The sequence below is a fragment of the Gemmobacter aquarius genome, from assembly GCF_003060865.1.
Classification (GTDB): domain Bacteria; phylum Pseudomonadota; class Alphaproteobacteria; order Rhodobacterales; family Rhodobacteraceae; genus Paragemmobacter; species Paragemmobacter aquarius.
Map to the genome: position 1 here is coordinate 3,630,823 of NZ_CP028918.1, position 24,095 is coordinate 3,654,917.

Annotated in this window: 21 protein-coding genes; 15 read left to right on the plus strand and 6 right to left on the minus strand. The window is 64.5% G+C overall.

Going from position 1 to position 24,095, the window contains the following annotated elements; genetic code table 11:
* The first annotated feature begins 1 nt into the window (after window position 1).
* The 4 genes from HYN69_RS17580 to HYN69_RS17595 all read left to right on the plus strand — a co-directional run bounded on the left by HYN69_RS17580 (window position 2) and on the right by HYN69_RS17595 (window position 5,493).
* On the plus strand, window positions 2–1,852 hold the full coding sequence (locus tag HYN69_RS17580; protein ID WP_108436887.1) for an ABC transporter ATP-binding protein: 1,851 nt from the start codon (window positions 2–4) through the stop codon (window positions 1,850–1,852).
* The gene (locus HYN69_RS17585) at window positions 1,849–3,699 is read left to right on the plus strand and encodes an ABC transporter ATP-binding protein (protein ID WP_108436888.1); all 1,851 of its coding nucleotides are present in this window, start codon (window positions 1,849–1,851) and stop codon (window positions 3,697–3,699) included. Before HYN69_RS17580 ends, HYN69_RS17585 begins: the two co-directional genes overlap by 4 nt.
* Entirely contained in the window at window positions 3,696–4,904 is a 1,209-nt protein-coding gene (locus tag HYN69_RS17590) for a class I SAM-dependent RNA methyltransferase (protein ID WP_108436889.1), read from the plus strand. Before HYN69_RS17585 ends, HYN69_RS17590 begins: the two co-directional genes overlap by 4 nt.
* A 97-nt stretch (window positions 4,905–5,001) precedes the next feature.
* Entirely contained in the window at window positions 5,002–5,493 is a 492-nt protein-coding gene (locus tag HYN69_RS17595) for a L,D-transpeptidase family protein (protein WP_108436890.1), read from the plus strand.
* A gap of 59 nt (window positions 5,494–5,552) precedes the next feature.
* Here the strand turns inward: HYN69_RS17595 and dalA are convergent, their stop codons facing one another.
* Window positions 5,553–6,080: a divisome-associated lipoprotein DalA gene (dalA, locus tag HYN69_RS17600; protein WP_108437296.1), complete on the minus strand. Its 528-nt coding sequence runs from the start codon at window positions 6,078–6,080 to the stop codon at window positions 5,553–5,555.
* Window positions 6,081–6,278: 198 nt separating this feature from the next.
* On the opposite strand from dalA, the gene HYN69_RS17605 reads away from it, so the two are divergent.
* Both HYN69_RS17605 and HYN69_RS17610 read left to right on the plus strand, forming a co-directional pair.
* Window positions 6,279–6,878: a L,D-transpeptidase gene (locus tag HYN69_RS17605; RefSeq protein WP_108436891.1), complete on the plus strand. Its 600-nt coding sequence runs from the start codon at window positions 6,279–6,281 to the stop codon at window positions 6,876–6,878.
* Window positions 6,879–7,026: 148 nt separating this feature from the next.
* Entirely contained in the window at window positions 7,027–7,206 is a 180-nt protein-coding gene (locus HYN69_RS17610) for a hypothetical protein (protein ID WP_108436892.1), read from the plus strand.
* A gap of 123 nt (window positions 7,207–7,329) precedes the next feature.
* On the opposite strand, the gene hemH is transcribed toward HYN69_RS17610, so the two are convergent.
* Entirely contained in the window at window positions 7,330–8,424 is a 1,095-nt protein-coding gene (hemH, locus tag HYN69_RS17615; protein ID WP_108436893.1) for a ferrochelatase, read from the minus strand.
* 60 nt (window positions 8,425–8,484) lie between these two features.
* Window positions 8,485–9,303, minus strand: a complete 819-nt coding sequence (locus HYN69_RS17620; protein ID WP_108437297.1) for a methyltransferase domain-containing protein — start codon at window positions 9,301–9,303, stop codon at window positions 8,485–8,487.
* Window positions 9,304–9,326: 23 nt separating this feature from the next.
* Between HYN69_RS17620 and HYN69_RS17625 the strand changes: the two genes are divergently transcribed.
* The 5 genes from HYN69_RS17625 to HYN69_RS17645 are packed head-to-tail and all read left to right on the plus strand — an operon-like array spanning window position 9,327 to window position 12,451.
* On the plus strand, window positions 9,327–10,043 hold the full coding sequence (locus HYN69_RS17625; RefSeq protein WP_108436894.1) for a ComF family protein: 717 nt from the start codon (window positions 9,327–9,329) through the stop codon (window positions 10,041–10,043).
* A gap of 38 nt (window positions 10,044–10,081) precedes the next feature.
* Window positions 10,082–10,339, plus strand: a complete 258-nt coding sequence (gene grxC, locus HYN69_RS17630; RefSeq protein WP_108436895.1) for a glutaredoxin 3 — start codon at window positions 10,082–10,084, stop codon at window positions 10,337–10,339.
* A complete protein-coding gene (locus HYN69_RS17635) occupies window positions 10,339–11,169 on the plus strand; it encodes a carbon-nitrogen hydrolase family protein (RefSeq protein WP_108436896.1) in 831 nt (276 codons plus the stop codon). Before grxC ends, HYN69_RS17635 begins: the two co-directional genes overlap by 1 nt.
* Complete coding sequence (locus HYN69_RS17640) at window positions 11,166–11,624, plus strand: MarR family winged helix-turn-helix transcriptional regulator (RefSeq protein ID WP_108436897.1); 459 nt, start codon at window positions 11,166–11,168, stop codon at window positions 11,622–11,624. Before HYN69_RS17635 ends, HYN69_RS17640 begins: the two co-directional genes overlap by 4 nt.
* Window positions 11,621–12,451 carry a YihY/virulence factor BrkB family protein gene (locus HYN69_RS17645; RefSeq protein ID WP_108436898.1) on the plus strand — a complete coding sequence of 277 codons (831 nt, stop codon included), beginning with the start codon at window positions 11,621–11,623 and terminating at the stop codon, window positions 12,449–12,451. The genes HYN69_RS17640 and HYN69_RS17645 overlap by 4 nt, the downstream gene beginning before the upstream one ends.
* Here HYN69_RS17645 and HYN69_RS17650 read toward each other — a convergent pair.
* The 3 genes from HYN69_RS17650 to HYN69_RS17660 all read right to left on the minus strand — a co-directional run bounded on the left by HYN69_RS17650 (window position 12,448) and on the right by HYN69_RS17660 (window position 19,166).
* Window positions 12,448–15,981 (minus strand): translocation/assembly module TamB domain-containing protein, encoded by a 3,534-nt coding sequence (locus HYN69_RS17650; protein WP_108436899.1) that lies wholly within the window; start codon window positions 15,979–15,981, stop codon window positions 12,448–12,450. The genes HYN69_RS17645 and HYN69_RS17650 overlap by 4 nt on opposite strands.
* Window positions 15,981–17,828, minus strand: a complete 1,848-nt coding sequence (locus HYN69_RS17655) for an autotransporter assembly complex protein TamA (protein ID WP_230426451.1) — start codon at window positions 17,826–17,828, stop codon at window positions 15,981–15,983. The genes HYN69_RS17650 and HYN69_RS17655 overlap by 1 nt, the downstream gene beginning before the upstream one ends.
* A gap of 63 nt (window positions 17,829–17,891) precedes the next feature.
* A complete protein-coding gene (locus HYN69_RS17660; RefSeq protein WP_108436901.1) occupies window positions 17,892–19,166 on the minus strand; it encodes an ROK family transcriptional regulator in 1,275 nt (424 codons plus the stop codon).
* Between the two features lie 224 nt (window positions 19,167–19,390).
* Between HYN69_RS17660 and HYN69_RS17665 the strand changes: the two genes are divergently transcribed.
* From HYN69_RS17665 to xylB, 4 genes are all read left to right on the plus strand, one after another.
* Window positions 19,391–20,416, plus strand: coding sequence for a substrate-binding domain-containing protein (locus HYN69_RS17665; RefSeq protein WP_108436902.1), 1,026 nt, complete (start codon window positions 19,391–19,393; stop codon window positions 20,414–20,416).
* 148 nt (window positions 20,417–20,564) lie between these two features.
* Entirely contained in the window at window positions 20,565–21,881 is a 1,317-nt protein-coding gene (locus tag HYN69_RS17670) for a sugar ABC transporter permease (protein ID WP_108436903.1), read from the plus strand.
* Between the two features lie 10 nt (window positions 21,882–21,891).
* Complete coding sequence (locus HYN69_RS17675) at window positions 21,892–22,653, plus strand: ATP-binding cassette domain-containing protein (protein ID WP_108436904.1); 762 nt, start codon at window positions 21,892–21,894, stop codon at window positions 22,651–22,653.
* Window positions 22,653–24,092: a xylulokinase gene (xylB, locus tag HYN69_RS17680; RefSeq protein WP_108436905.1), complete on the plus strand. Its 1,440-nt coding sequence runs from the start codon at window positions 22,653–22,655 to the stop codon at window positions 24,090–24,092. Before HYN69_RS17675 ends, xylB begins: the two co-directional genes overlap by 1 nt.
* The last annotated feature ends 3 nt before the right edge of the window (window positions 24,093–24,095 follow it).

The following is a 24,095-nucleotide window of genomic DNA, read 5'->3' on the forward strand; positions in this document are numbered from 1 at the left end:
GGTGTTTGCTTTTTTCGAGGGCCTCGTTGACCCCTATAAATCCTATCCGCGCAATGACACGCCCGAGCGGCAGCTTTGGCCGTTTTTGCTGGAGTATATTCGCCCGTTCAAAGCGGTTTTTGCGATTACGGGGGTGCTTTCGGTCATAACCGCTTTCGCGGATGTGGCGCTGATCTGGTATGTCGGGCGCTTGGTCGACATGCTGTCGGTCAACGGGCCGGGCGAGGTTTGGGCGCTGCATGGGACCGAGATTTTGCTGGTCGCGCTGGCGGTGGTGGTGTTGCGGCCTGTGCTTCTGGTGGCGCATGTGGCGCTGCTGCACAACACGATCATGGTGAATTTCGGCACGATGATGCGCTGGCGGGCGCATGCCCATGTGATCCGCCAGCCGGTGGGCTGGTTCGAAAGCGATTTCGCCGGACGGATTGCCAACCGGATCATGCAGACGCCTCCGGCTGCGAATGATGCGGTGTTCCAGACCTTTGACGCGGTGAGCTTTGCGAGCGTTACGGTGGTGGGTGCCGGGATCATGCTGGCCGATGCCGACCCGTGGCTTTTGCTGCCGCTGGTGGTGTGGTTCGTGCTGTATGGTTTTCTGGTGCGCTGGACGGTCCGGCGGGCGGGGCCTGCGTCAAAGGCGGCGTCGGATGCGCGGTCGGCCATTACCGGGCGGGTGGTGGATGCCTATACCAACATCCATTCGGTCAAGCTGTTCGCCCAGAACGACCGCGAGATGGATTACGCCAAGGAAGTGATCGAGGCCGCGCGCGAGGCGTTCAAGGTCGAGCAGCGGATCACGACCAAGATGGACCTTGCGCTGACCGCGCTGAACGGGCTGCTGATCGTGACGATTACCGGGCTGGCTATGGTGCTGTGGTATCAGGGGTCGGCCACTGTGGGGACGGTGGCTGCGGCCTCGGCACTCGTGCTGCGGCTGAACAACATGACCTATTGGATCATGTGGGCGTTTTCGTCGCTCGTGCAGTCGCTTGGCGTGGTGCAGGAAGGGATGGAGACCATCACCCAGCCGATCGGACTGGTTGACCGCGATGGCGCGCCCGATCTGCGCTACGAGCGCGGGTTGATCGAGGTGCAGGGCGTCAGCCACCATTACGGGCGCGGGTCGGGCGGGTTGGCGAAGCTGTCGTTGACGGTGCGACCCGGCGAGAAGATCGGGCTTGTGGGCCGGTCGGGGGCGGGCAAGTCCACGCTGGTGCGGCTGATGCTGCGGTTTTACGACTGCGAGGACGGGCGCATCCTGATCGACGGGCAGGATATCGCGGGCGTGGGCCAAGATAGCTTGCGCCGCCTGATCGGGATGGTGCAGCAGGACAGCAGCCTGATGCACCGGTCGGTGCGCGACAACATCCTGTACGGGCGGCCCGACGCGGGTGACGAGGCAATGATCGCGGCGGCGCGGCAGGCCGAAGCGCATGATTTCATCCTGACGCTGGAAGACCCGCAAGGACGGCGCGGCTATGACGCGCATGTGGGCGAGCGGGGCGTGAAACTGTCGGGCGGGCAGCGGCAGCGGGTGGCGCTGGCGCGGGTGATCCTGAAGGACGCGCCGATCCTGATCTTGGACGAGGCGACGAGCGCACTCGATAGTGAGGCGGAAGCGGCGATCCAGACTGCGCTTTCGGGCGTTATGGCGGGCAAGACGGTGATCGCCATCGCGCACCGCCTGTCGACGATTGCCGCGATGGACCGGATCGTGGTGCTGGAAGACGGGCATATCGCCGAAGACGGGACGCACGCGGAATTGTTGCAACGGAATGGTCTTTATGCGCGGTTCTGGGCGCGGCAATCCGGTGGCTTCATCGGATCGGAAGAAACGGAGGCCGCCGAATGAGCGCGCTGTCACGGCTTGGCGACTGGATCGATGCGTTCCGCCCTGCAGACGGGCCTCCGCCGCAACGCTTGGGCGCGTTCATGAACTGGTGCCTTTCGGGGTCTTGGCCGATGCTGGTGCTGGCGGGGGTGATCTCATCCCTGTCCGGTGTGACCGAGGTGGTATCGGCGCTGATCATGGGCTGGGTGATCGATGCGGCGATTTCGTCGGGGCCGAGCGGTTTTTTTACCGACCACATGACGCTGATCGTCGGGTCGATCCTGTTTTACATGATCTTGCGGCCGCTGGCCTTTGGCGTGTCGTCGGCGTCGAATGCTATCGTGATCGGGCCGAACGTGATGCCCTTGGTGCTGAGCCGGTTGCATCGCTGGACGCTGGGGCAGGCGGTGACGTTCTTTGACAACGATTTCGCGGGACGCATCGCGCAAAAGCAGATGCAGGCGGCGCGGGCTGTGACGGATGTGGCGACCGAGATCATCAACACGGTGTGTTTTGCGCTGGCTTCGGTGGTCGGGTCGGTGATTTTCCTGCTGGTGATCGACTGGCGGATCGCCTTGGCGCTGGCGGTCTGGCTGGTCGGCTATGTGATGCTGATCCGCTATTTCATGCCGCGTGTGCGGGTGAATTCGGCGGCGCGTGCCAGTGCGCGGGCAATGGTTTCGGGGCAGGTTGTCGATACGATCACCAATATCAAGACGGTCAAGCTGTTCGCCCATGCCGCGTTCGAGGACCGCGTGGCGCTTAAGGCGATGGAGGTTTTCCGCGAGTCGTCGGTCGAGTTCGGCGAGATTTCGACGTGGTTCCGGCTGTCCTTGATGGGGATCGCGGGGGTGTTGCCGGTGCTGCTGATCGGGGGCGCGGTGCTCTTGTGGCAGCAGGGGATGGCGACCGAGGGTGCGATTGCGGCTTCGGGTGCCATCGCCATGCGGATCGCGCAGATGTCGGGCTGGGTCAGTTTCACGCTGATGTCGATTTATACCAGCGTCGGCGAGGTCGAGGATGCGATGAAGACGCTTTCGGTGCCGCATACGCTGGCCGATGCTGCGGGCGCGCTGGACCTGCCGCGCGTGGCGGGAGAGGTGCGGTTTGACCATGCGTCATTCGCTTACGGGCGGCGGCGCGGCGGGGTGCAGGATATCGACCTGACCATTCGCGCCGGTGAAAAGCTGGGGATCGTGGGCGCTTCGGGGGCGGGGAAATCCAGCCTCGTGTCGCTGGTGCTGCGGCTTTACGATGTGGAGGAGGGCACGGTGCGGATCGACGGGCATGACGTGCGCGGCGTGACGCAGGAAAGTTTGCGCCGGCAGATCGGGATGGTCACGCAGGAAACGGCGATGTTCAACCGCTCGGCGCGGGACAATATCGCTTACGGGCGGCCCGATGCGTCGATGGACGAGATCATCGCCGCGGCGAAACAGGCCGAGGCGCATGATTTCATTCTGAACATGGTCGATCACACGGGGCGCAAGGGGTATGACGCTTTCCTTGGCGAGCGGGGGGTGAAGCTGTCGGGTGGGCAGCGGCAGCGGATCGCGCTGGCGCGGGCATTCTTGAAGGACGCGCCGATTCTTGTGTTGGACGAGGCGACTTCGGCGCTGGATTCGGAGGTCGAGGCCAGCATCCAAGAGGCGCTGGATCGGGTGATGGTGGGCAAGACGGTGCTGGCCATCGCGCACCGCTTGTCGACCATTGCGGCGATGGACCGGATCGTTGTGCTTGACGATGGACGGATTGTCGAAGAAGGCACGCATGACGGGCTGTTGGCCCGCAATGGCCTTTATGCCCGCTATTGGAACCGCCAGTCGGGCGGGTTCATCGGGGTCGATGACAAGGAAGCCGCCGAGTGAAACTGACAATCGAACGGATCGGGCATCTGGGCGACGGGGTCGCGCAGGGGCCGGAGGGTGCGATTTTCGTCCCCGGTGTGTTGCCGGGCGAAGATGTCGAGGTGGATGGCGCTGTCGTGCGGATCGTGACGCCTTCGGCTGACCGCAAGAAGCCGCCTTGTGTGCATGCCCGCACCTGCGGCGGATGCCTGATGCAGCACGCATCCGATGCGTTTGTGGAAAACTGGAAGACCGGCATCGTGCGGCAGGCCTTGGTGGCGCAGGGGTTGGAGGCTGCGTTCCGTCCCACGGTCACGTCACCCGTGCGGTCGCGCAGGCGCGCCACGCTGGCGGCGCGCAAGACCAAGGGCGGGGCGCTGATGGGGTTTCATGCGCGGGGATCGGATGTGATCATCCCCGTGCCGGGGTGCCAGTTGCTGCATCCCGATCTGGTGGCGACGTTTCCTGTGCTGGAAGCCTTGGTCAAGATCGGCGGGTCGCGGTCGACCGAGGTCGATCTGACCGTGACGCGTTCGCTCGCGGGGCCGGATGTTTCGGTGCAGGGCGGCAAGGAACTGGACGCGCAGATGCGGCTGGAGCTGGCGCGCTTGGCCGAAAGCCACGGGATCGCGCGGCTGACATGGGGGGGCGAGGTGATCGCCCTGCGGACAGCGCCCATGCAGCGGTTCGGCAAGGCGCTGGTGGCGCCGCCGCCCGGCGCGTTCTTGCAGGCCACGGCCGAGGGCGAGGCCGCGCTGCTGGCGGGCGTGATCGAAGCGGTGGGCGGGGCCAAGCGGGTGATGGACCTGTTCGCGGGCAGCGGCACCTTTGCCTTGCCGCTTGCCGAACGGGCCGAGGTGCTGGCGGTCGAAGGTGACGCCAAGATGACTGCCGCGCTGGAAAAGGGCTGGCGCAATGCCGAAGGGTTGAAGCGGGTGACGGTGGAAACCCGCGACCTGTTTCGCCGCCCGATGGAGCCGGACGAGTTGAAGGGGTTCGACGCCGTGGTGATCGACCCGCCGCGTGCGGGGGCCGAGGCGCAGGTTGCCGCGCTGGCGCTGACGAAGGTGCCGGTGATTGCGGCCGTGTCGTGCAACCCCGCCACCTTTGCCCGCGATGCCAAGGTGTTGGTCGGGGCAGGTTGGCAAATCGACTGGGTGCAGGTGGTGGACCAGTTCCGCTGGTCGTCGCATGTCGAACTGGTTGCCCGTTTGTCGCGCAGGTAACGCAGCCGTGAGGCAGGCGAACGAACGGCCGTCTAGGCAGGTGATCGCTTTTTCGCTATGCGCTGGGCAAAACATAACAGGCACGGCGGACAGGCAGATGTGGTTGGGCAGAGCGTTTCTGGTTTTGATGTTGGCATTCGGGCTTGCGGCATGCGGCGATAAATTCCGCACGTATAACGGGCCGGAAGTGACTTCGGTTCAGGTACACAAGTCGGCGCGCAAGATGTATCTCTTGCATGACACTACGATCCTTGAGGAATTCAACGTGTCGCTGGGCAAGCAGCCGGTGGGACCAAAGCAGTTCGAGGGCGATTTCAAGACGCCGGAAGGTGCCTATTACATCAGCCACAAGAACCCCAAGTCGCAGTATCATCTGTCGCTTGGTGTGTCCTATCCCAATCCGCGGCAGGTGGAATTCGCCCGTTCGCAGGGAAAATCTCCGGGCGGCGACATCTTCATCCACGGCGGGCCGCCGCGTCCGGTCGACAGGTGGGATTGGACGGCGGGTTGCATCGCCGTGACCGACAAGGAGATGGAACTTGTCTATTCGATGGTGAATTCCGGAACGGTCATTCACATCCTGCCATGAAAAAAGGGGGCCATGCGGCCCCCTTTGACCCCCCTTTTTTAACCCACCCGGGCCTGCGTTCAGATGCCGCGCGGGCCGCCGGTGACCAGTGTCCACCAGATCTTGCCGTTCGGTTCCTGAAACCATGCGAAGCCGACGTCGGTCGCCTTGGGGTCGAGAAGGACGCCGCGCATGTCGGGTGCGCCCAGCCACGCGGCGAGTGTTTCAAGCTCGGTCTCGTAGGTTTCCGAGATCAACTCGCCCATCAGTTTGCCGGTATAGCCGACACGGTTGACACGATCGAGCGGCGACGAGCCGTCCGACCCGAAATGCCACGGGCGGTTTTGCACCGACATGTCGCGCGAATGGGTCGCGGCAGCGGCGTTGAGCGATGCGTTGAACGTCAGCGGCCCCATGCCGCGCGACGAGCGCAGGGAATTCACGGAATCAAGCAGGCGGTAGGCCACGACGCCTTCGCCCTGTTTGTTGACCGGATATACCTGCGGAAGCGGCTTGCCATCGGTACCAAGCTGCGGACGCGGCCCTACCGCGCCACAGGCAGACAGGAAAAGCGCCATGCCCGAAATCAAAACTGTCCGTCTGTCCATCATGCCCACCCGGCCATTGTTCTGCTCTTGGCCGATGGTCATAGCGAAAGGGCAAGGGCAGTTCAAACCCAACTCTGCGTGACCCGACCTTTGCGCGTCTTTGCCAAAGCCGGACAAGCGGGTGACGAGCGTTTGATTTGCCGAAGGAGGCCGGAAAGGGTAAGGAAGCGTGAATTGAGAAACTGATGAGGCAAGCAGATGAGCGATGACACCAAGGCTTTGAACCGCCGCCTGTTCGTTGGCGGTGCCGCGGTCGCGCTGGGTGCGGCGGCGCTGCCCGCGGCGGCGTTCGAAAACACGACCGAAATGGAAGCTGCGGCTTCGGCATCGGTGCGGCACAACGCGTCGAGCTTCCGGATGCTGGATTGGCAGCCCTATTTCGCCAACACGCGCAACGGCGCCATCCTGTGCGATATCACATCGCGCGCGCTGCATTACTGGTCGGAAGACCAGTCGATCTACAAGCTTTACCCGACGTCGGTTCCGCTGTCGGACGACCTGACGCGCAAGGGCAAGACCGAAGTGATCCAGAAGGTCGAAAACCCGACATGGCGGCCCACGGCTTCGATGAAACAGCGCCATCCCGATTGGCCCGATGTCGTCGAAGGCGGTGCGCCCGACAATCCGCTGGGGGTGCGTGCGCTGTACCTGTCATGGCCCGCTTATCGCATCCATGGAACGCATGACACGCGCAAGATCGGGCGGCGGTCGAGCAACGGCTGTGTCGGGCTTTACAACGAACACATTCTCGAATTGTACGCGCTGGTGAAAGTCGGGACTCAGGTGTTGCTAATTTGACGACACGGACTTGAACAGCAGAGGGTTTGTTTGCTGCAAGTTGCATTCTGCCGCTCAAGCTGTTTAAGAGAAATCACGAGGAATAATCTTGGGTGCATGCCGTCGCCTCTGCAACATCCGGCGTCATGCGAAATCTGGAGGTCTTATCATGAAGAAACTTGCGCTCGTCGCCGCTCTGTCGCTGGCTGCTACCTCGGCTTTCGCCGGCGGTATGGCTGAACCCGTCATGGAACCGGCTGTTGTCGAAGCATCGACCTCGTCGTCGGCTGGCGGCATCGTTGTTCCGCTGCTGCTCCTCCTGGTCGTCGCGGCTGCTGCCTCGAACTGATCACTGGATCGATTCAGGAAAGGGTCGGCGGGTTATGCCCGTCGGCCCTTTTCTTTTGCGTGATGGACAAATGAAAACGGGCGCTTTCGCGCCCGCTTTGATTCCGCGTTGTTGCGTTTGCGTCTAGCGCAGCCAGCCTGACAGGTTTTCACCGATCACCGCGCTTAGGGCGGCGATATGGGCATCGTCGTCGTTCAGGCAGGGGATATAGGTGAAGGATTCGCCGCCTGCATGTTCAAAGGCTTCGCGGATTTCGCCGTTGATCTCTTCCAGCGTTTCGATGCAATCGGCTGAAAACGCGGGGGCTATGACGGCGATGCGCTTCTTGCCCTGTTTTGCCAGTTCGGCCACGTGTTCGACGGTATAGGGTTTCAGCCATTCTTCGGGGCCGAAGACCGATTGGAAGGTCGTATCGATCGCGCCCTTTTCCCATCCCAACCGTTCACGCAAAAGGCGCGAGGTTTTCTGGCACTGGCAGTGGTAGGGGTCGCCCTCCATCAGGTAGCGCTGCGGCATGCCGTGATAGGATGCGACAAGGACATCGGGCTTTTCGGGAAGCGCGGCATAGGCGGTTTGCACCGATTGCGCGAGGGCTTCGATGTAGAGCGGGTGGTCGAAGTATTCGGCCACGGTCCGCACGGCGGGCTGGCGCTTTTCCTTCATCAGGGCGCGGAAGAACTGGTCGTTGGCGGTACCTGACGTGGCGCCCGCGTAATGGGGGTAAAGCGGGAAGAACAGGATCTTTTCGCAGCCCGCCTCGACCATGGCGCGGACCTTGGATTCGGTCGAAGGGTTGCCGTAGCGCATGCAGAAATCAACCATCACGCCATCGCCATGGGCGGACTTGATCGTTTCGGCAATCTTGCGGGTCTGGTCTTTGGTGATCGTCAGCAGCGGGCTTTCGTTCTTGTCGTGGTTCCAGATCAGTTTGTAATTCGCGCCCGACGAGAAGGGGCGCTTGGACAGGATCACCAGTTGCAGAAGCGGCTGCCAGATCCATGCCGAATAATCGACCACGCGCTTGTCGGACAGGAATTCGTTCAGATAGCGCCGCATCGACCAGTAATCGTAATTGTCGGGCGTGCCGAGGTTGGCCAGAAGCACGCCGATCTTGGCCTGACGCACCGGCGGGTGGCTGGCAGGCGCATGGGCAAGGCGGCCGTTTCCGGGCGTGACGAGGCCGGCCGGCGCTTCGGTCCGGAGTTTGGCATCAAGCATCTGCGCGTCCTTCGGGATCAGGTGGTCAACGTGCGGGACATATAGGCTTATCGCGCGGGGTCAACCTTTGGGGGGTTGGTCGCGCAAGGGAAGCTCGGATGTATTCAGCGCATCGGCGAGTCTTTGGGCAGCCGAACCGGGGCGCAGCGGCTTTTGCTGGCTTTCATGCGGGGCCCAGCCTGTCAGGCCGATGATTTCGAAGGTGGCCTTGATGCGACCATCGGGCAGGGCGTGGTGCTGCTGATACAGGTCAGCCGCGCGGGCAATCACCGCGCGTCGGGTGGGATGCCGGAGGCGGGCGGCGAGGGCGTTGGCTTCGCCCATGGCGCGCAGGTCTTGCATGAGGGCGAGCGCGTCGGGGTAGATCACGGTTTTGGTGAAGCTGTCGGCGACAGGAAGCGAGAAGCCTGCGCGTTGCAACAGGCCGCCGAGGTCGCGGATTTCGGCCATCGGCAGCACGCGGGGTGACAGGCCGCCGGTGGTTTCGGATTCGGCCTGTGCAAGGCAGGCGCGCAGTTCGTTCAGCGTCTGACCGCCAAAAAGGAAGCCGAGGAACAGCCCATCGGGGCGCAGGGCGCGGCGGCATTGCACAAGCTGGCCCACAGGATCATTCGCCCAGTGCAGGCAAAGGGCGTGGATGACCAGATCATGCGCGGCGGGGCTTAGGGCGAGCGTGTCGTCATCGGGCACCGGTACGGGGTAATCGGGCCAGAGCTGCGGGAAAGGCGTCACGACGGCGGGGTGCGTAAACGACTTGTTAACCTCGTCCAGTCTTTCCTGTGTTTCTGCGGCGACTTCTTCGTGCAGGAAAAACGCCGTCGCGCGGGCGCGGTGGCGGGTAAGGGCAAGGCGGTCGGTCAGGATCGGTGGGTTTTGCATGGGCGGGACCATAGGAGGCGGGAATGGGATTGCAAGCGGCGCTGCGCCTGATCTACCCGCCGCAATGCGTGGCCTGCGGCGAAGCTGTGGCGAGCGACTTTGGCCTGTGCGGGCCGTGCTGGCGCGATACCGGATTTATCACCGGCAGTTTGTGCGATCTGTGCGGGGTGCCCTTGCCCGGCGACGGCGATGTCGCGCAGTGTGACGATTGCCTGTCTATTGGTCGCCCGTGGGATCAGGGGCGGGCGGTGTTTCTGTACCGCGAGACGGGGCGCAAGCTGGTGCTTGGGCTGAAACATGCCGACCGGATCGATCTGGCGCGACCGGCGGGCGACTGGCTTTACCGCGCGGCGGGGCCGATCTTGGGGGCGGGTATGCTGGTGGCCCCCGTACCGCTGCATTGGCGGCGGTTGTTCACGCGGCGCTACAACCAGTCGGCGTTGATCGCGGCGCGGGTGGCAAAGCTGGCGGGGTTGGCGCATGTTCCTGACCTTTTGCAGCGCATCCGCCCCACCGGCACGCAGGAAGGCCGGAACCGGGCGGAACGCTTTGGCAACCTTTCGGGGGCGATACGGGTTCATCGGGCACGAGTGAACCGGATGAAGGGGGCGCATGTCTTGCTGGTCGATGATGTGATGACGAGCGGAGCCACGCTTGCCGCCTGTGCCGAGGCCTGTCTGGCGGCAGGCGCGGCGCGGGTTTCGGTATCGGTGCTCGCCCGCGTTGCGAAGGATGCCTAAATCCTTATAGTTCGCTGCAACTGCAAAGGATGCTGCCCATGAAAACCGTGGAAATCTACACCACTCCGCTATGTGGCTTTTGCCATGCGGCCAAGCGCCTGCTGACGAAAAAGGGCGTGGCTTACGACGAAACCGATGTCAGCACCGATCCGGCCTTGCGGGCGCGGATGATGGAGCGGGCGGGCGGGCGGCGGACCGTGCCGCAGATATTCATCGGCGGGGCGCATGTCGGCGGATGCGATGACCTGCACGCGCTGGATGCGGACGGCAAGCTTGATCCGATGTTGGCGGATTGATGCGCGCGGGTCTGGTGCAACTGACGGTGGGCGACGACCCGGCGGAGAACCTGCCGGAAACCGTGGCGCGCGTGCGTGCGGCGGTCGCGGGCGGGGCCGGCTTTGTGCTGACGCCGGAATGCACCAACGGGCTGTCGTCGAACCGCGCGCGGCAACGCGAGGTGTTCGCGCACGAGGCAGACGATCCCACGCTTGCCGCCCTGCGGGACGAGGCGGCGCGGGCGGGGGTGTGGCTGCTGATCGGATCTCTGGGCGTCTTGACCGAGGATGCGGACGGGCGCTTTGCCAACCGGTCGTTTCTGGTCGGGCCGGACGGGGCGATTGCGGCGCGCTATGACAAGATTCACATGTTCGACGTGAACGTGTCCGAGACCGAGGTTTACCGCGAATCGGCAGGCTACCGGCCCGGGGATCGGGCGGTCGTGGCGCAAACTCCCTTCGGGCGGGTTGGCATGACGGTGTGTTATGATGTGCGGTTTTCGCAGCTTTACCGCCGCTTGGCGCAGGCGGGGGCCGATATCATCACGGTTCCGGCGGCGTTCAACCACATCACGGGGGCAGCGCATTGGGAGGTGCTGCTGCGGGCAAGGGCCATCGAGACGGGCTGTTTCGTGCTGGCCCCGGCGCAGACGGGGTTTCACCCCGAACGTGACGGCAAGGGACGGCGGACGCATGGTCATTCGTTGGTGATCGCCCCGTGGGGCGAGGTTCTGGCCGATGCCGGAACAGAACCCGGCGTGACGTTCGCCGACATCGATCTGGCCGAGGTGGCGCGGGCGCGGGCGCGGGTGCCTTCGCTGTCGCATGACAGGGCGTTTGATCTGCCATGACCGAACGGCCCGCGAGCGAACGGAACGAGGATATCGCCGTCGCGTTGTTCGGCGAGTTGTTCATGGCGGACCAACTGGCCCGCAACCGCATATCCAAGGTTTTGCCGAAAGGGATGGAGTTGTCGCATTTCGGCGTGCTGAACCATCTGGCGCGGGTGGGGGACGAGCGGTCTCCGGCGCAACTGGCTCGGGCGTTTCACGTGACGCGGGGGGCGATGACCAACACGCTGACGCGGCTGGAATGGGCGGGGCATGTGCATATCCGGCCCGATTGGGACGATGCGCGGCGCAAGTTCGTGGCGATCAGTCCTTCGGGGCGGGCGGCGCGGGATGCGGCGGTACAGGCGGTCGCGCCGCTGATCGCCGAAGTGGTGCAGGCGCTGGGCGCCGACCGCGTGCGCGCACTTATCCCCGTGCTTCGCGAAATGCGGACACGGCTGGAAGATGACGGATGAAAATTCGTTGGGGGATTCTGGGCGAGCTTTGGACGCTGAGCGACGAGCGCGAGCTTGATCTGATTGCCGCCGGTATAGCGTTCTACGGGTTTCTGGCGCTGTTCCCCTCGGCCGCGGCGGTGATCGCGATCTGGAGTTTCTTTGCCGATGCCGGCGTGATCCGCGAAGAGTTGGAGTTGGCGCGGGCCTATCTGCCGGATGACGCGTGGTCGTTGATTGCAAATCAGGTGGAATCGCTGCTGTCGCTGAACAGTGATAATCTGGGAATCGCGACCGGCTTGTCGCTTTTGCTGGCGTTGTGGACTTCGCGGGCGGGGGTGGCTGCGCTGATGCGGGGGCTGAACGCAATTCACGGTTTGCCGAACAGGGCCGGGCATTGGCACCATTTGCGGGCGCTGGTGCTGACTCTGGTGATGATCGGGCTGGTGATCTGCGCGATGTTTGCCGCCGTCGTCGGGCCGCTCGTGCTGGCGCTGGTGCCGCTGGGGCGGTTCGCGGCACTGGCGCTCGAGGCGTTGAACCTTGGGCTTAGCTTGTTGCTGGTCGTGGTGGGCGTGGCGCTGATCTACCGCTTGGGGCTGAACCGCAACCTGCGCCATCCGCTGTTCACGCGGGGGATTTTTGTCGCCGTGGTCATCTGGATCGCAGCATCGCGGGGGTTCGTGATCTATCTGGCGAATTTCGACACCTACAACCGGATTTACGGGTCGATCGGGGCTGTCGTTGCCTTGCTGATGTGGCTGTATTTCAGCGGCTACGCCATTCTGCTTGGCGCTGCGGTCGATGCGGCGCGGGCCGAACGCAAGCGGCTTTTGGCGCAGGGTTAATAGTCGCGCTCCCAGAACAGGCCGATGCCGGTTTGACCGCCGCTGCCCGCGCTGCCCCGAACCGTCAGGCTTCTCGAGACGTCGAGATTCAGGTTGATCTGGCTTTGGCCGTCTTGGCCCACCTCGACCTCGGTGTAGACATTTTTCGCGAGGTATTTGCCCAAGGTAAGGCTGGTCGCGCCCGTGGCATCGGTCTGCACATCGAAATCATCGAGGCCGAAGCCCTGACGCAGGCGGCCGATGATCCCGATCCCGCCGCGTCCGGCGAGGGTGGCGACGGCGTTGGCTAGCTGGGCTGCCTGAAGCGGCGACAGGTTTTCAAGGCCACGCCCGAAAAGCAGTCGCGAGAGCACTTCTTCCTCGGGGAGTTCGGGGTTCGAGGTAAAGGTGATGTCGGGGCTGGTGGCGGGGCCGTCGATGCGGACGATGCTGGTGACGCCTTCGCTTTCCGTCGATGCCGCGATGGCGAGGGTGGGGACGAAATCGCCCTCGAGCAGCATGGTCGCTTCGGTCAGCACAAGCCGGCGGCCGAGGATGTCGAGCCGCCCGCGGATCAGGCTGAAGGCTCCGGCGGGTTGGATGTTGTCGGTGGTGCCGCGCAGCGTCAGTTCACCCCCGAGTTCGGCATCGAGACCGCGGCCACGGATGAAGACCTGCGACGGGGCCGAGATCGTCAGGTTCAGGGTGAGCGGGCGGGTTTGTGCGCCGCTGCCGGTACCGCTGACGCCCAGAAGGCCAGCGCGGCCCCGCGTGGCGCGGACGGCGGCGGATTCGTTGACATGGCGCAGGTCGGTCAGGTCGGCGGTGCCGCCAAGGCCGGTCGAGGGGATGCGGATTTCGGTTTCGCCAAGCGCGATGCGTCCGGCGACCAGCCCGCCTGCCGTCAGCGGGCCTGTCAGGGTAAGGTTGCCGTTGGCCACGGTCTGGAACAGGCGCGGGTCGCGCAGGATGGCGCCTTGCAAGGCGATTTGCAGGTTTGCATCGAAGGGGGCCGCCAACGCCACGCTGCCGCTGGCCGTGATGCGCCCGCCGCTGGTCAGGTTGGTTGCGGCATCGACGCGGGCGCGGCCTGCGTTCAGGTTGGCGTTCAGCGACACGGATTCGAAGCCAAAGGCGAGGCGGGGGTCGGCGATGCGGCCGCCCGACAGTGACGCCGTGCCGGACAGTGACGACAGCGCAAGCGGGCCGTTCAGGCCAAGGTCGAAGCGGATAGGGCCGGAAATGACGCGGCCCGACAGGAAGGGCGAGATCAGCCCCGATTGCAGGCTGCCCCTGATGGCAAGATTGGCGCTGGCGAAATCTTGCGCCATGCGGCCGGTCACGGTGGTGTCGATCTGGCCCGGACCGGTGGCGCGCAGGTTCAGGTCATAGCCCGTGCCATCGTCGCTCGCGCTGCCCGATACGGTGACGGGGCCGGGGAATTGGGGCAGGAACAGGCCAAGGTTGGCAAGGCGGGCGTCGATGTCGATATCGCGCCGTTCTGCGCTGGCGGTGCCCGTGGCGCTGGCGGTCAGTTGCGGTGTCGTCAATCTGGCCGCGTTGATGGTGATGCGCCCGTCGGTCAGCCCGAGGTCGAGCGAAAGGTCAGAGGTTCCGGCGATCAGGCGATCGGCCTGTGCTTGGCCGACACGCAGGTTGGTGCCGGTGGCGGTGGCGGTGATGCGGCCCGTGGCGGGAACGCCCTGAAAGCCGACCTTTCCGGTCAGGCTGCCGCCCCATGACGGGTCGAGCGCCGCAAGGTCGCCAAGCGTGACATCCGCCACAAGATCGGTTCCCGCCGAGGTGATGCTGCCTGTGGCCGATGCGGAAAGCGCGCCCGCCGCGACTGTCAGGGTTTTGAGCTGCGTGCCAGCGGTGCTGCGCGCTGCGGCCATGACGATGCGCGAGGGGCCGGACAGCAGGCGGTCGGCCTGCGGCTGGTTCAGCGTGACATCCTGCCCGTTCAGGGTGGCGAGGATGTCGAAGGTTCCGGCAAGGGGGCTGCCCTCGCCTTCGAATTCTAGCGTTGCGGCACCCGACAGCGGGCGACCGGCAAGAGCCGAGACGCGCGACAGGTCTTGCATCGTCGCCGTGGCTTTGCCTGCGACCTTAAAGCCGGTGTCGAGTCCGTCGAGCAGGCCGTTTGCCGTCAGCGCGTAGTCCGCGCCTTGCAGAGACAGGCGGTTGATGGTCAGGCCGTTTGCGCCCTGTTCTGCTTGCAGGCGGGCGTTTCCGGAAAGGACGGGGCCGAGAGCTGCGGCAAGGGCGGGGTCGTCGGGGGTGATGCCTTCGCCGGAAAAGCGGAAATCGGCGTCAAAGGTGGCCGGTCTGCCGTTTGATTGGGTGATGCTGCCCGCGCCGTTCAGGGTGAATCGGTCGGCGCGCAGGCCCTTGCGGTCAAGCCCCTCGACGCTGATGCGGCCCCGCCAGCCGGTGCCAACCGTAGCGTTGTAGCCGACCGAGATGTCGGCGGAACGGACGCGGGTTTCATTCTCGCCGGAAAGTGGCAGCAAGACGGGCGACCCGTCAGGCAGGCCAAGCCGCCCCTGCACGTTCAGGCGCAGTGGTACGGCATCGGGACCGAGTTGCACCGCGCCCGACAGCCGGATCGCCTGCGCGGTCAGGTCAAAGGCCTGCAGGTCGAGCACCCCGTCGGCGCGGGATTCGCCCCGTGCGGTCAGGCTGATTTCGGGGCCAAAGAATTCGGCATATTGCGGCAGGAACAGGGGGGCAAGGTCGCCTGACAGATCGGCGTCAAACCCGCGCCCGCCATTTTCGGTCGCGTTGACGGTGACGCTGCCCGAAAGCCGGTCTGCCCCGTCGCTGCGAAGGCCGATATCGGCGGCGAAGGCATCGAGCGGGCCTGTGCCCTTTATCGAAAGTTCGGTCGCGGGCGCACCGGGAAGGCCGAGTTTGCGGACGGCGATGCCGCCTGCGGCTTCGGCTGCCTGCAGGTTCAGGACAAGCTGGTTGGTTTCGTTGGAATAGGCGGCGTCGAGTGTCAGCTTGCCTTGTGGCCCGCTGTCGGTGCGTTCTAGGACGAGCGCGGCCTGCCCCTCGCCGCCCGAAAGCGACATCGAGGCTTCGAGACGTGCTTCCAGCGCCTCGCCCAGGACGGTTTGGCCCAAGACGATGCGGTCGGCGGCGATGCGGCCGATTTCGATGGAAACCGGCAGATCGGGCAGGGAAAAGCCGCTCGCTTCAGGCGAGGGGGCGGTTTCGCTGACAGGGGGGCGGGTCAGGATGATTTCGCGCGCGGAAAGTTCGGTCACGTCGACCACGCCGCGCAGCAGGGCCGAACGGCTCCAGTCCAGCGTGACGCCGTTCAAGGTGATCCAGACGCCGGTGGCATCTGCGATGGCGAGGCTTTGGATCGTGGCACGCGACGAAAGCGCGCCGGAAAAGCCGGTGATGGTGACCTGACGGCCCGCGCCGGACAGGTTTTCTTCCAGAAGCGCCGCAAGATAGCTTTTGTCGGCCTCGGCCGTGTCTTGCGCGGGCGAGGCGAGGGGGAGCAGGGCGAACGCCGCCGCGATAAGCCATTTCCGCATCAAAAGGCCTGCCCCAGACCGACGTAGATCTGCACGCCCTCGCCCGTGGTGCCGCCGACGGGTTGGGCAACGTCAAGACGGATCGGGCCAAAGCCCGTATCGTAGCGCAGGCCAAGGCCCGCGCCGGCGTGGCTGTTCGTCTGGTCGTCGAAAAAGCCATTTATGCCGACCTGACCGAAATCGTAAAAGCCGACGATGCCGATTTTTTCGGTGACGCGGACGCGGGCTTCGAGTTGCGAGCCGAGATAGAAGGTGCCGCCGATGCGCGAGGTTTCGTTGTTGATGCGAAGGACATCGATGCCCAGCGAATTATAGGGCTGGCCGCGCACCGAACCGCCGCCGCCGGAGTGGAACAACTCGCCCCGCGGGGTGCCGAGCAGCGACGCGCCATAGATCGCGCCGCCTTGCAGGCGGGCGGCCAGAACGAAGCGGTCCGACCCGAAGCCGCGATAGGCGCGGGCATCCCATGACAGGCGCACCCCGCTGTCGGTGGTGTCGAACCCGAGGAAGGGCTTGGCTTCGGCTTCGAGGTAGAACCCGCGCGTCGCGCTGACCGGATCGTCGCGGCGGTCCCATGTAAGCCCAAGCGGGACCGAGATGTTGCGGAATTCGAAATCGGACACGCCGTCGCGGCCCTTGGAATAGTCGTATGTCAGGCCGGTTCGGGCGGTGAGTTCGGTCGAGAAGATCTGCGTCGCTGTCAGGCCGACCGAGGCGGTGTCGGCGCTGTAGTCAAGGTCATCGACATGACCAATTTCGGCGATGATCCCCACGGTCGTATCGGGGGTAAAGGTCGCGGGGCGGTCGAGCGTGACGCCAAGCGTATAGTCGGTGCCGCTGGCCTGTGCGCCGAGGTTGGCGACTTCGCCGTAAACCCGCAGCCGTTCGGCCCCGCCCAGAAGGTTGCGGTGCAGCCAGTAGCCCGACAGGGTGACGCCGTCGAAGCTGGCGACTTCGGCCCCAAGGCTGTAGCGGCGGGTCTTGTCTTCGACCACGGTGGCGGTGATGGGCAGCAGGTCTGGCGCGGTGATCGTGTCGGCTTCGGCCAGCGTCACCGATTTGAACACGCCGGTGCGGCGCAGGCGGGTGGCGGCGAGGTCCAATTCCCCGGGGCTGAACGTCTGGCCCGTGGGCAGGCCCGCGATGGCGCGGATGCGGTCAAGGCGCATCCGTTCCTGTCCTTCGACGATCAACGGCCCGAAGCGCAATTTCGGGCCGGGGGTCAGCACAAGGCGGGCGGACAGGGTTGCGCTGCGGTGATCGGCGGTGATGTCCTGACCCGTGGCGGCGGCTTTGGCATGGCCACGGTCGCGCCAGCCGTCGATGCCCGCCGTGGCTGCGGACCGGATCGCGCCGCTTTCGGCGACCTGACCGACCGCGAATTCCTCGGGCAGGTCGGTGCCCCGCGCCAAGGGCGCGATGTCAGCACGTGAAAAGCGGAAGGCGGGGCCGGGGTCAATTGCCACGGCGATGACGCCGATCTTGCGGGGTGCATCGAGCGGCGCGATGCCCGCAGCCTCGCGCCCGTCGATCTTGATGGTGATGATGCCCGAATAGTGGCCCGCTGCGTAAAGCGTGCCGAGGAGTTGGGCGTAATCGGCCTGTGCTGCGGCGAACAGGTCTTGCGGGTCGGTCTGGTCGTCACGTTCGGCTGCGACCAGAAGCGAGGCGTTTCGCAAGGCCTCGGTCAGGGTGCCATCGCCCTGGGCCACGGAAAAGTCGATCCGGTCAAGCGCCTGCACCTGCGATGCCGCAAGCACAGCGCCAAGGGCGGCCATGCCTGTAAGGCGGCGCAGGTCTTGGAGCAGGGTTTGCAGCAAATCAACCTCGGGTCCACGAAGGGTCAAGTATTACAACTAGGCCAATCCGGCACAATGCAACACGGTTCCCCCGTGGCGTGATCTTGCCTGTTATTGTGCGGCGATGTCGCGCACCGGCAGCAGCAAGCCTTCGCTGACGAAGGACAGCGCCAAGGCCGCCGCGCCATGCGCCCAGAGCAGATCGCCCCATGCGTGAATTTCGATGGGGGGCTTCGGGCGGCCGGTCTGGATGGCGAGGTTTTCCATCTCGGCCAGCGTTTCCTGCGCGTAAAGGTAGTCATAGCGCATCCGTTCGCCCGACAGGATGATCAGCGCCGGGTCGAACAGGTTGATGACATTGGACAGGCCCACGGCAAGGTAGCGGCCCGCGCGGCGAAAGATGGAACGGGCAGCGGTGTTGCCCGCCTTGGCGTGGTCATACAGGCTTTCGAGCAGGACGGCGATGGATTGGCCTTCGCGGTGGGTCCAGTTGAGGGCGGTGGTAGCTTCGCGGGCAAGGGCGTAGTCGGCGATATAGGCTTCAAGACAGCCGCGTTGGCCGCAGCGGCAAAGCGCCCCGTCAAGCTGCACCTTGGTGTGGCCAAGCTCCATGCCGAGGCCGTGGGCACCGCGATAGATGCGGTGGTTGATCACGTAGCCCATGCCGACGCCATGTTCGATGGTGACGACGGCGAAATCGGCCAGACCGCGCCCCGCGCCGAACCAAAGCTCGGCCAGTGTGACGAGGTTGGCGTCGTTGTCGATGGTGACGGGCAGGCCCACGCGGGCGGCGGCGACTGCGGCAAGCGGGACCGAGCGGTCGGACAGCACCGATGACCACATGACGGTTCCGGTCGTGGTGTCGACAAAACCGGGCACGCCGACGCCAAGCGCCGACAGATCACTGCGCGACAGGCCCGCCTTGGCGCAGACGCGGGCCAGCAGGGTTTCGATGGCGTCGAGCATTTCGGGCACGGTCATCGGGCCGGGGCGGCGCGGGATCACATCATCCGCGATCAGATTTCCGGCGAAGTCGACGATCACGGCGGTATGTTCGCGGTCGGACAGTTTCATTCCCGCAACGCGGTGGGCCGAGGCGCGCACGCCAAGCGCAACGGCGGGGCGGCCACGGCCCTGATCGCCTTCACGCGGGGCGGCGATTTCCTCGATCAGGCCGGCCTCGATCAGTTCTTGCGTTATCGTGGTCACCGAGGCGGGGCTGACGCCAAGGTCTTTGGCGACCTGCACACGGGGTATGAGGCCTGCAGCACGGACGCGTTCGAACACCTGCTGGCGCATCGGGCGAAGCGTGTCGGAAAGCGGGGGAATCAGTGGCCCGCAACCCCTGCGCCCCTCGGTCGCCTCGCCGTGACCTGAAACCAGCATTTTTTCGGTCTCCAAAGTAAAAATTGCCAGAGCAGGACCGGATTTCTGCGCGTTACGCCGCGAAATTGCTGCAGAGCAGCATAGAACTGCCCGTTTTCGCGGCGCCTTTAGCTTTGCCGATCATTTTTATTTTGACAACTGAAATTATTAGCGGCAATTTTCCCCGCGTGCCGACGAATCTGTCGGACCGGCCATTCGCTGGCCGCATCTGTGGGAGGATAACAATGCGTAACGCAATTCTGATCGCCGTTCTGGCGGTCACAGGTTTCTCGTCGGCAGCGCTGGCAGAGGGCAAGAAAATCGGTGTGTCCTGGGCCCAGTTCCAGGAAGAGCGCTGGAAGATCGACGAAGCGGCGATGAAAGCTGCGATCGAAGCTGCCGGCAACGAATATGTCTCGGCTGACGCTCAGTCGTCGGCTGAAAAGCAGCTTTCGGACGTTGACGCGCTGATCGCACAGGGCGTCGATGCGCTGATCATCAACGCTTGGGACAAAGATGCCATCGGGCCGGCCATCGAGAAAGCCGCCGCCGAAGGTATTCCGGTCGTCGGTTACGACCGCCTGATCGAAGACGACCGCACCTTCTATCTGACGTTCGACAACGTCGGCGTGGGCCGGATCATCGCGGAATCGGTGTTCGCCGTTGCCCCCAAGGGCAACTATGCGATCATCAAGGGCGACCCGGGTGACCCGAACGTCGGCTTCCTGCGTCAGGGCATGGAAGAAGTGATCGGCGCTGCTGTCGCTTCGGGCGACATCAAGATCGTCGGCGAAGCGAACTCGGACGGCTGGAAGCCCGAGAACGCCCAGAAGAACATGGAACAGATCCTGACCGCCAACAACAACGCGGTCGACGCTGTTCTGGCACAGAACGACGGCATGGCCGGTGGCGCTGCCGCTGCGCTGGCCGCTCAGGGCCTGAACGTTCCGCTGGGTGGTCAGGACGGCGACCTTGCCGCGATCAACCGTGTGGCCCGTGGCACCCAGACCGTTTCGGTTTGGAAAGATGCGCGTCAACTGGGCAAGGCCGCTGGCGAAATCGCCTCGGCTCTGGCTGGCGGTGCGGCGCTTGACTCGATCGAAGGCGCGACCAAGTTCTCGGGCGGCGAGAAGGGCATCGAGATGAATGCGATCCTTCTGAACCCGACCGCGATCACCAAGGACACCGTCGCTTTGGCAATCGACGCCGGCCACATCACCAAGGAAGCCGCTTGCGAAGGCGCGGTTGCCGGTGTTGCGGGCTGCGAATAATCGCTTGAGCTAACGGGGCGCCGACCTGTCAGGGTCGGCGCCCTTTCTTCTTTGATGGGCGTGGCGCGCTGTCCGTCCGTGCGTCCTTTACTCGGTGTGCTGCCGCCCGATGTGGCCGGTGCCGCCCTTTCATCTTCATGGACGAGATATGACCGATACAACCCACCGACCCCAAGCCCCCGCCGAAGAAGGCCTGATCGGCCGTTTCCTGCGGGCGACAGAGCTTGACCCGCGACTGATCGGCATGGTCGGCGCGCTGCTGCTGATCTGGGTAGGCTTTCACGCCTATGGCGCGTTGGTGCTGGGAGACGGGACGTTCCTCACTCCGCGCAACCTGTGGAACCTGAGCGTGCAGACCGCAACCATCGGGATCATGGCGACGGGCATGGTGCTGGTCATCATCACACGCAACATCGATCTTTCGGTCGGGTCCATCGTCGGCGTGACGGGCATGTACATGGGCCTGTTGCAGGTCGAATGGCTGCCGCAATACCTCGGCCTCGGGCATCCGGCGATCTGGATCGTGACGGTGATCTTCGGGATCATCCTTGGCGCGCTGATCGGGGCGTTGCAGGGCAGCCTGATCGCGTTTCTGAGCATTCCTTCGTTTATCGTCACGCTGGGCGGTTTGCTGATCTGGCGTGGCGTGGCCTTTCTGGCGGCGGACGGACGCACGATTTCTCCGGTCGATCCGACATTCGCGCTGATCGGTGGCGGGCCTTATGGGTCTATCGGGGCGACGGGAAGCTGGATCATCGCGGCGATCACCTGTGTCGGGGTGATCTGGCTGGTGGCGCGGGGCCGGGCGAACCGGACCCTGCACGGATTTCCGCTGCGTCCGATCTGGGCCGAGGTGTTCATGGCCGTGCTGGGCTGCGCCGTGATCCTGATCGCGACGATGGTGGTCAATTCCTATCCATGGCCCAAGGGCATTCTGAAGGATTACTACGCGACGCTGGGGCAAGAGGTGCCGGAAGGCGCGTTCATCGCGCATGGCTTTGCCTATCCGGTGATCATTCTGGGCGTGGTCGCCATCCTGATGACGATCCTGATGACCCGTACGCGCTTTGGCCGCTATGTGTTTGCCATCGGCGGCAACCCCGAAGCGGCTGCGCTGTCGGGCATCAATACCCGTGCGATGACGGTGAAGATCTTTACGCTGATGGGCGCGCTGGCCGGTCTGGCCGGTGTGATCGGGTCGGCGCGTCTGAACAGCGCAACGAACGCGCTGGGCGATCTGGACGAACTTTACGTGATCGCTGCGGCGGTTGTCGGCGGCACCTCGCTGGCGGGTGGCGTGGGAACGATCTATGGCGCGATCATCGGGGCCTTGGTGCTGGTTTCGTTGCAGACAGGCATGGTGCTGATCGGTTTCGGCGACGGGTCATACCGCAAGATCGTGATCGGTGCGGCGCTCGTGCTCGCCGTCTATCTCGACATCGTTTACCGCAAGCGCATCAAGTAAGGGGATCACCATGAGCAACAATCGCGGCACACCCCTTGTCGAGATGCGCGACATCTCGATTTCCTTCGGCGGGATCAAGGCGGTCGACCATGTGACGGTCGATCTGTATCCGGGCGAGGTTGTCGGTCTGCTGGGCCACAACGGGGCCGGAAAATCGACGCTGATCAAATGCCTGTCGGGGGCCTACAAGGCCGATGTCGGCGAAATCCGCATCAATGGCGAGTTGGTCGACATCAACAGCCCGCGCGATGCGCGTGCGCTGAACATCGAGACGATCTACCAGACGCTGGCCTTGGCAGACAACCTCGACGCCGCGTCGAACCTGTTTCTGGGGCGCGAGATCGTCAACGGCTTCGGTTTCGTGGACGAGACGAAGATGGAGGCCGAGACGCGCAAGATCATGGCGCGGCTGAACCCCAACTTCCGCAAGTTCAACGTGCCGGTCAGCGCGCTTTCGGGCGGTCAGCGCCAGTCGGTCGCCATTGCGCGGGCGGTGTATTTCAACGCCAAGATCCTGATCATGGACGAACCCACCGCCGCCCTTGGCCCGCACGAGACGCAGATGGTGGCCGAGCTTATCGAAGAGCTGAAAAAGCAGGGTCTGGGTATCTTCCTGATCGAGCATGACATCCACAACGTCATGAAGCTGTGCGATCGGGCGAGCGTGATGAAGAACGGGCAGCTTGTCGGCACGGTGGATGTGAACGAGGTCACCGATGACGACATTCTGGGCATGATCATCATGGGTAAGAAACCCGCAAAGGCTGCGTGATGTTTATCGGACTGGACTTGGGCACCTCGGGTTTGAAGGGGGTGCTGATCGACGGGTCGCAGAAGGTGGTGGCGGAAGCATCGGCGCCGTTGACGGTGCAAAGGCCGCATGACGGGTGGAGCGAGCAGTCGCCCGCCGACTGGATTTCGGCCGCCGAGCAGGTGCTGCAACAGCTTTCGGTGCAGAGTCTGGACAAGGTGCAGGGCATTGGCCTGTCGGGCCATATGCACGGCGCGACCCTGCTGGACGCCAGTGACGAGGTGCTGCGCCCCTGCATCCTGTGGAACGACACCCGCAGCCACGAAGAGGCCGCAGAACTGGACGGCGACCCGCTGTTCCGGCGCGTGACGGGCAACATCGTATTTCCCGGTTTTACTGCGCCCAAGTTGATGTGGGTGCAGCGCCATGAACCGCGGGTCTGGGAGCGTGTGGCAAAGGTGCTGCTGCCCAAGGATTACCTGCGGCTCTGGCTGACGGGCGAACATGTGGCCGAGATGTCGGATGCGGCGGGGACAAGCTGGCTTGATACGGGCAAGCGCGACTGGTCCGATGACTGTCTGGCCGCGACGGGGCTTTCCCGCGCGCAGATGCCGCGTCTGGTCGAGGGATCGCAGGTTTCGGGGTCGCTTCGCGATGCGCTGGCGTCGCGCTGGGGCCTGCCGAAAGGTGTGGTCGTGGCCGGTGGCGGTGGCGACAATGCCGCGTCAGGGGTTGGCGTGGGTGTCGTGCGGGCTGGCGATGCTTTCGTGTCGCTGGGCACGAGCGGAGTGCTCTTTGCGGCGAATGACGGCTATCAGCCAGCGCCTGAAACGGCGGTGCACACGTTCTGCCACGCCTTGCCGGATACGTGGCACCAGATGGGCGTGATCCTCGCCGCGACCGATGCGCTCAACTGGTATGCGGAGCTGGTGGGCGAGACGGCGGGATCGCTTACCGGATCGCTTGGTGCGCTGCAGGGTCCGGGCAAGGGCTTGTTCCTGCCCTATTTGGGCGGAGAGCGGACTCCGCTGAACGATGCGGCGATTCGGGGGGCTTTCCTCGGGCTGGAGCACGCGACAGACCGCGCTGCGGGCACGCGGGCGGTGCTGGAGGGCGTGACATTCGCCATCCGCGACAGCCGCGATGCGCTGGCGGCGACGGGGACAAAGCTGGAGCGGCTGCTCGCCGTGGGCGGCGGGTCGCGGTCGGATTATTGGCTGCGGGCGATTGCGACCGCGCTGGATATTCCGGTGCATTTGCCGGTGGCAGGCGATTTCGGCGGTGCCTTTGGCGCGGCACGCCTGGCGCTTATGGCCGCGACAGGCGCGGGGGCCGAGATTGCCACGCTGCCGCCGATCGCGCGGACCATCGACCCCGACCGTTCCCTGACAGCCGCATTCGACGCGGGCCATGCACGTTACCGCGCTGCACAATCTGCCATCAGGGCGCTTGCCCACTAAGGA

Bases quoted from the DNA above. Each gene is read 5' to 3' on its own strand.
- HYN69_RS17585 (WP_108436888.1), top strand. From the start codon at position 1,849: ATGAGCGCGCTGTCACGGCTTGGCGACTGGATCGATGCGTTCCGCCCT.
- HYN69_RS17595 (WP_108436890.1), top strand. From the start codon at position 5,002: ATGTGGTTGGGCAGAGCGTTTCTGGTTTTGATGTTGGCATTCGGGCTT.
- dalA (WP_108437296.1), bottom strand. From the start codon at position 6,080: ATGGACAGACGGACAGTTTTGATTTCGGGCATGGCGCTTTTCCTGTCT.
- HYN69_RS17605 (WP_108436891.1), top strand. From the start codon at position 6,279: ATGAGCGATGACACCAAGGCTTTGAACCGCCGCCTGTTCGTTGGCGGT.
- HYN69_RS17610 (WP_108436892.1), top strand. From the start codon at position 7,027: ATGAAGAAACTTGCGCTCGTCGCCGCTCTGTCGCTGGCTGCTACCTCG.
- hemH (WP_108436893.1), bottom strand. From the start codon at position 8,424: ATGCTTGATGCCAAACTCCGGACCGAAGCGCCGGCCGGCCTCGTCACG.
- HYN69_RS17620 (WP_108437297.1), bottom strand. From the start codon at position 9,303: ATGCAAAACCCACCGATCCTGACCGACCGCCTTGCCCTTACCCGCCAC.
- HYN69_RS17625 (WP_108436894.1), top strand. From the start codon at position 9,327: ATGGGATTGCAAGCGGCGCTGCGCCTGATCTACCCGCCGCAATGCGTG.
- grxC (WP_108436895.1), top strand. From the start codon at position 10,082: ATGAAAACCGTGGAAATCTACACCACTCCGCTATGTGGCTTTTGCCAT.
- HYN69_RS17635 (WP_108436896.1), top strand. From the start codon at position 10,339: ATGCGCGCGGGTCTGGTGCAACTGACGGTGGGCGACGACCCGGCGGAG.
- HYN69_RS17640 (WP_108436897.1), top strand. From the start codon at position 11,166: ATGACCGAACGGCCCGCGAGCGAACGGAACGAGGATATCGCCGTCGCG.
- HYN69_RS17645 (WP_108436898.1), top strand. From the start codon at position 11,621: ATGAAAATTCGTTGGGGGATTCTGGGCGAGCTTTGGACGCTGAGCGAC.
- HYN69_RS17650 (WP_108436899.1), bottom strand. From the start codon at position 15,981: ATGCGGAAATGGCTTATCGCGGCGGCGTTCGCCCTGCTCCCCCTCGCC.
- HYN69_RS17660 (WP_108436901.1), bottom strand. From the start codon at position 19,166: ATGCTGGTTTCAGGTCACGGCGAGGCGACCGAGGGGCGCAGGGGTTGC.
- HYN69_RS17665 (WP_108436902.1), top strand. From the start codon at position 19,391: ATGCGTAACGCAATTCTGATCGCCGTTCTGGCGGTCACAGGTTTCTCG.
- HYN69_RS17670 (WP_108436903.1), top strand. From the start codon at position 20,565: ATGACCGATACAACCCACCGACCCCAAGCCCCCGCCGAAGAAGGCCTG.
- HYN69_RS17675 (WP_108436904.1), top strand. From the start codon at position 21,892: ATGAGCAACAATCGCGGCACACCCCTTGTCGAGATGCGCGACATCTCG.
- xylB (WP_108436905.1), top strand. From the start codon at position 22,653: ATGTTTATCGGACTGGACTTGGGCACCTCGGGTTTGAAGGGGGTGCTG.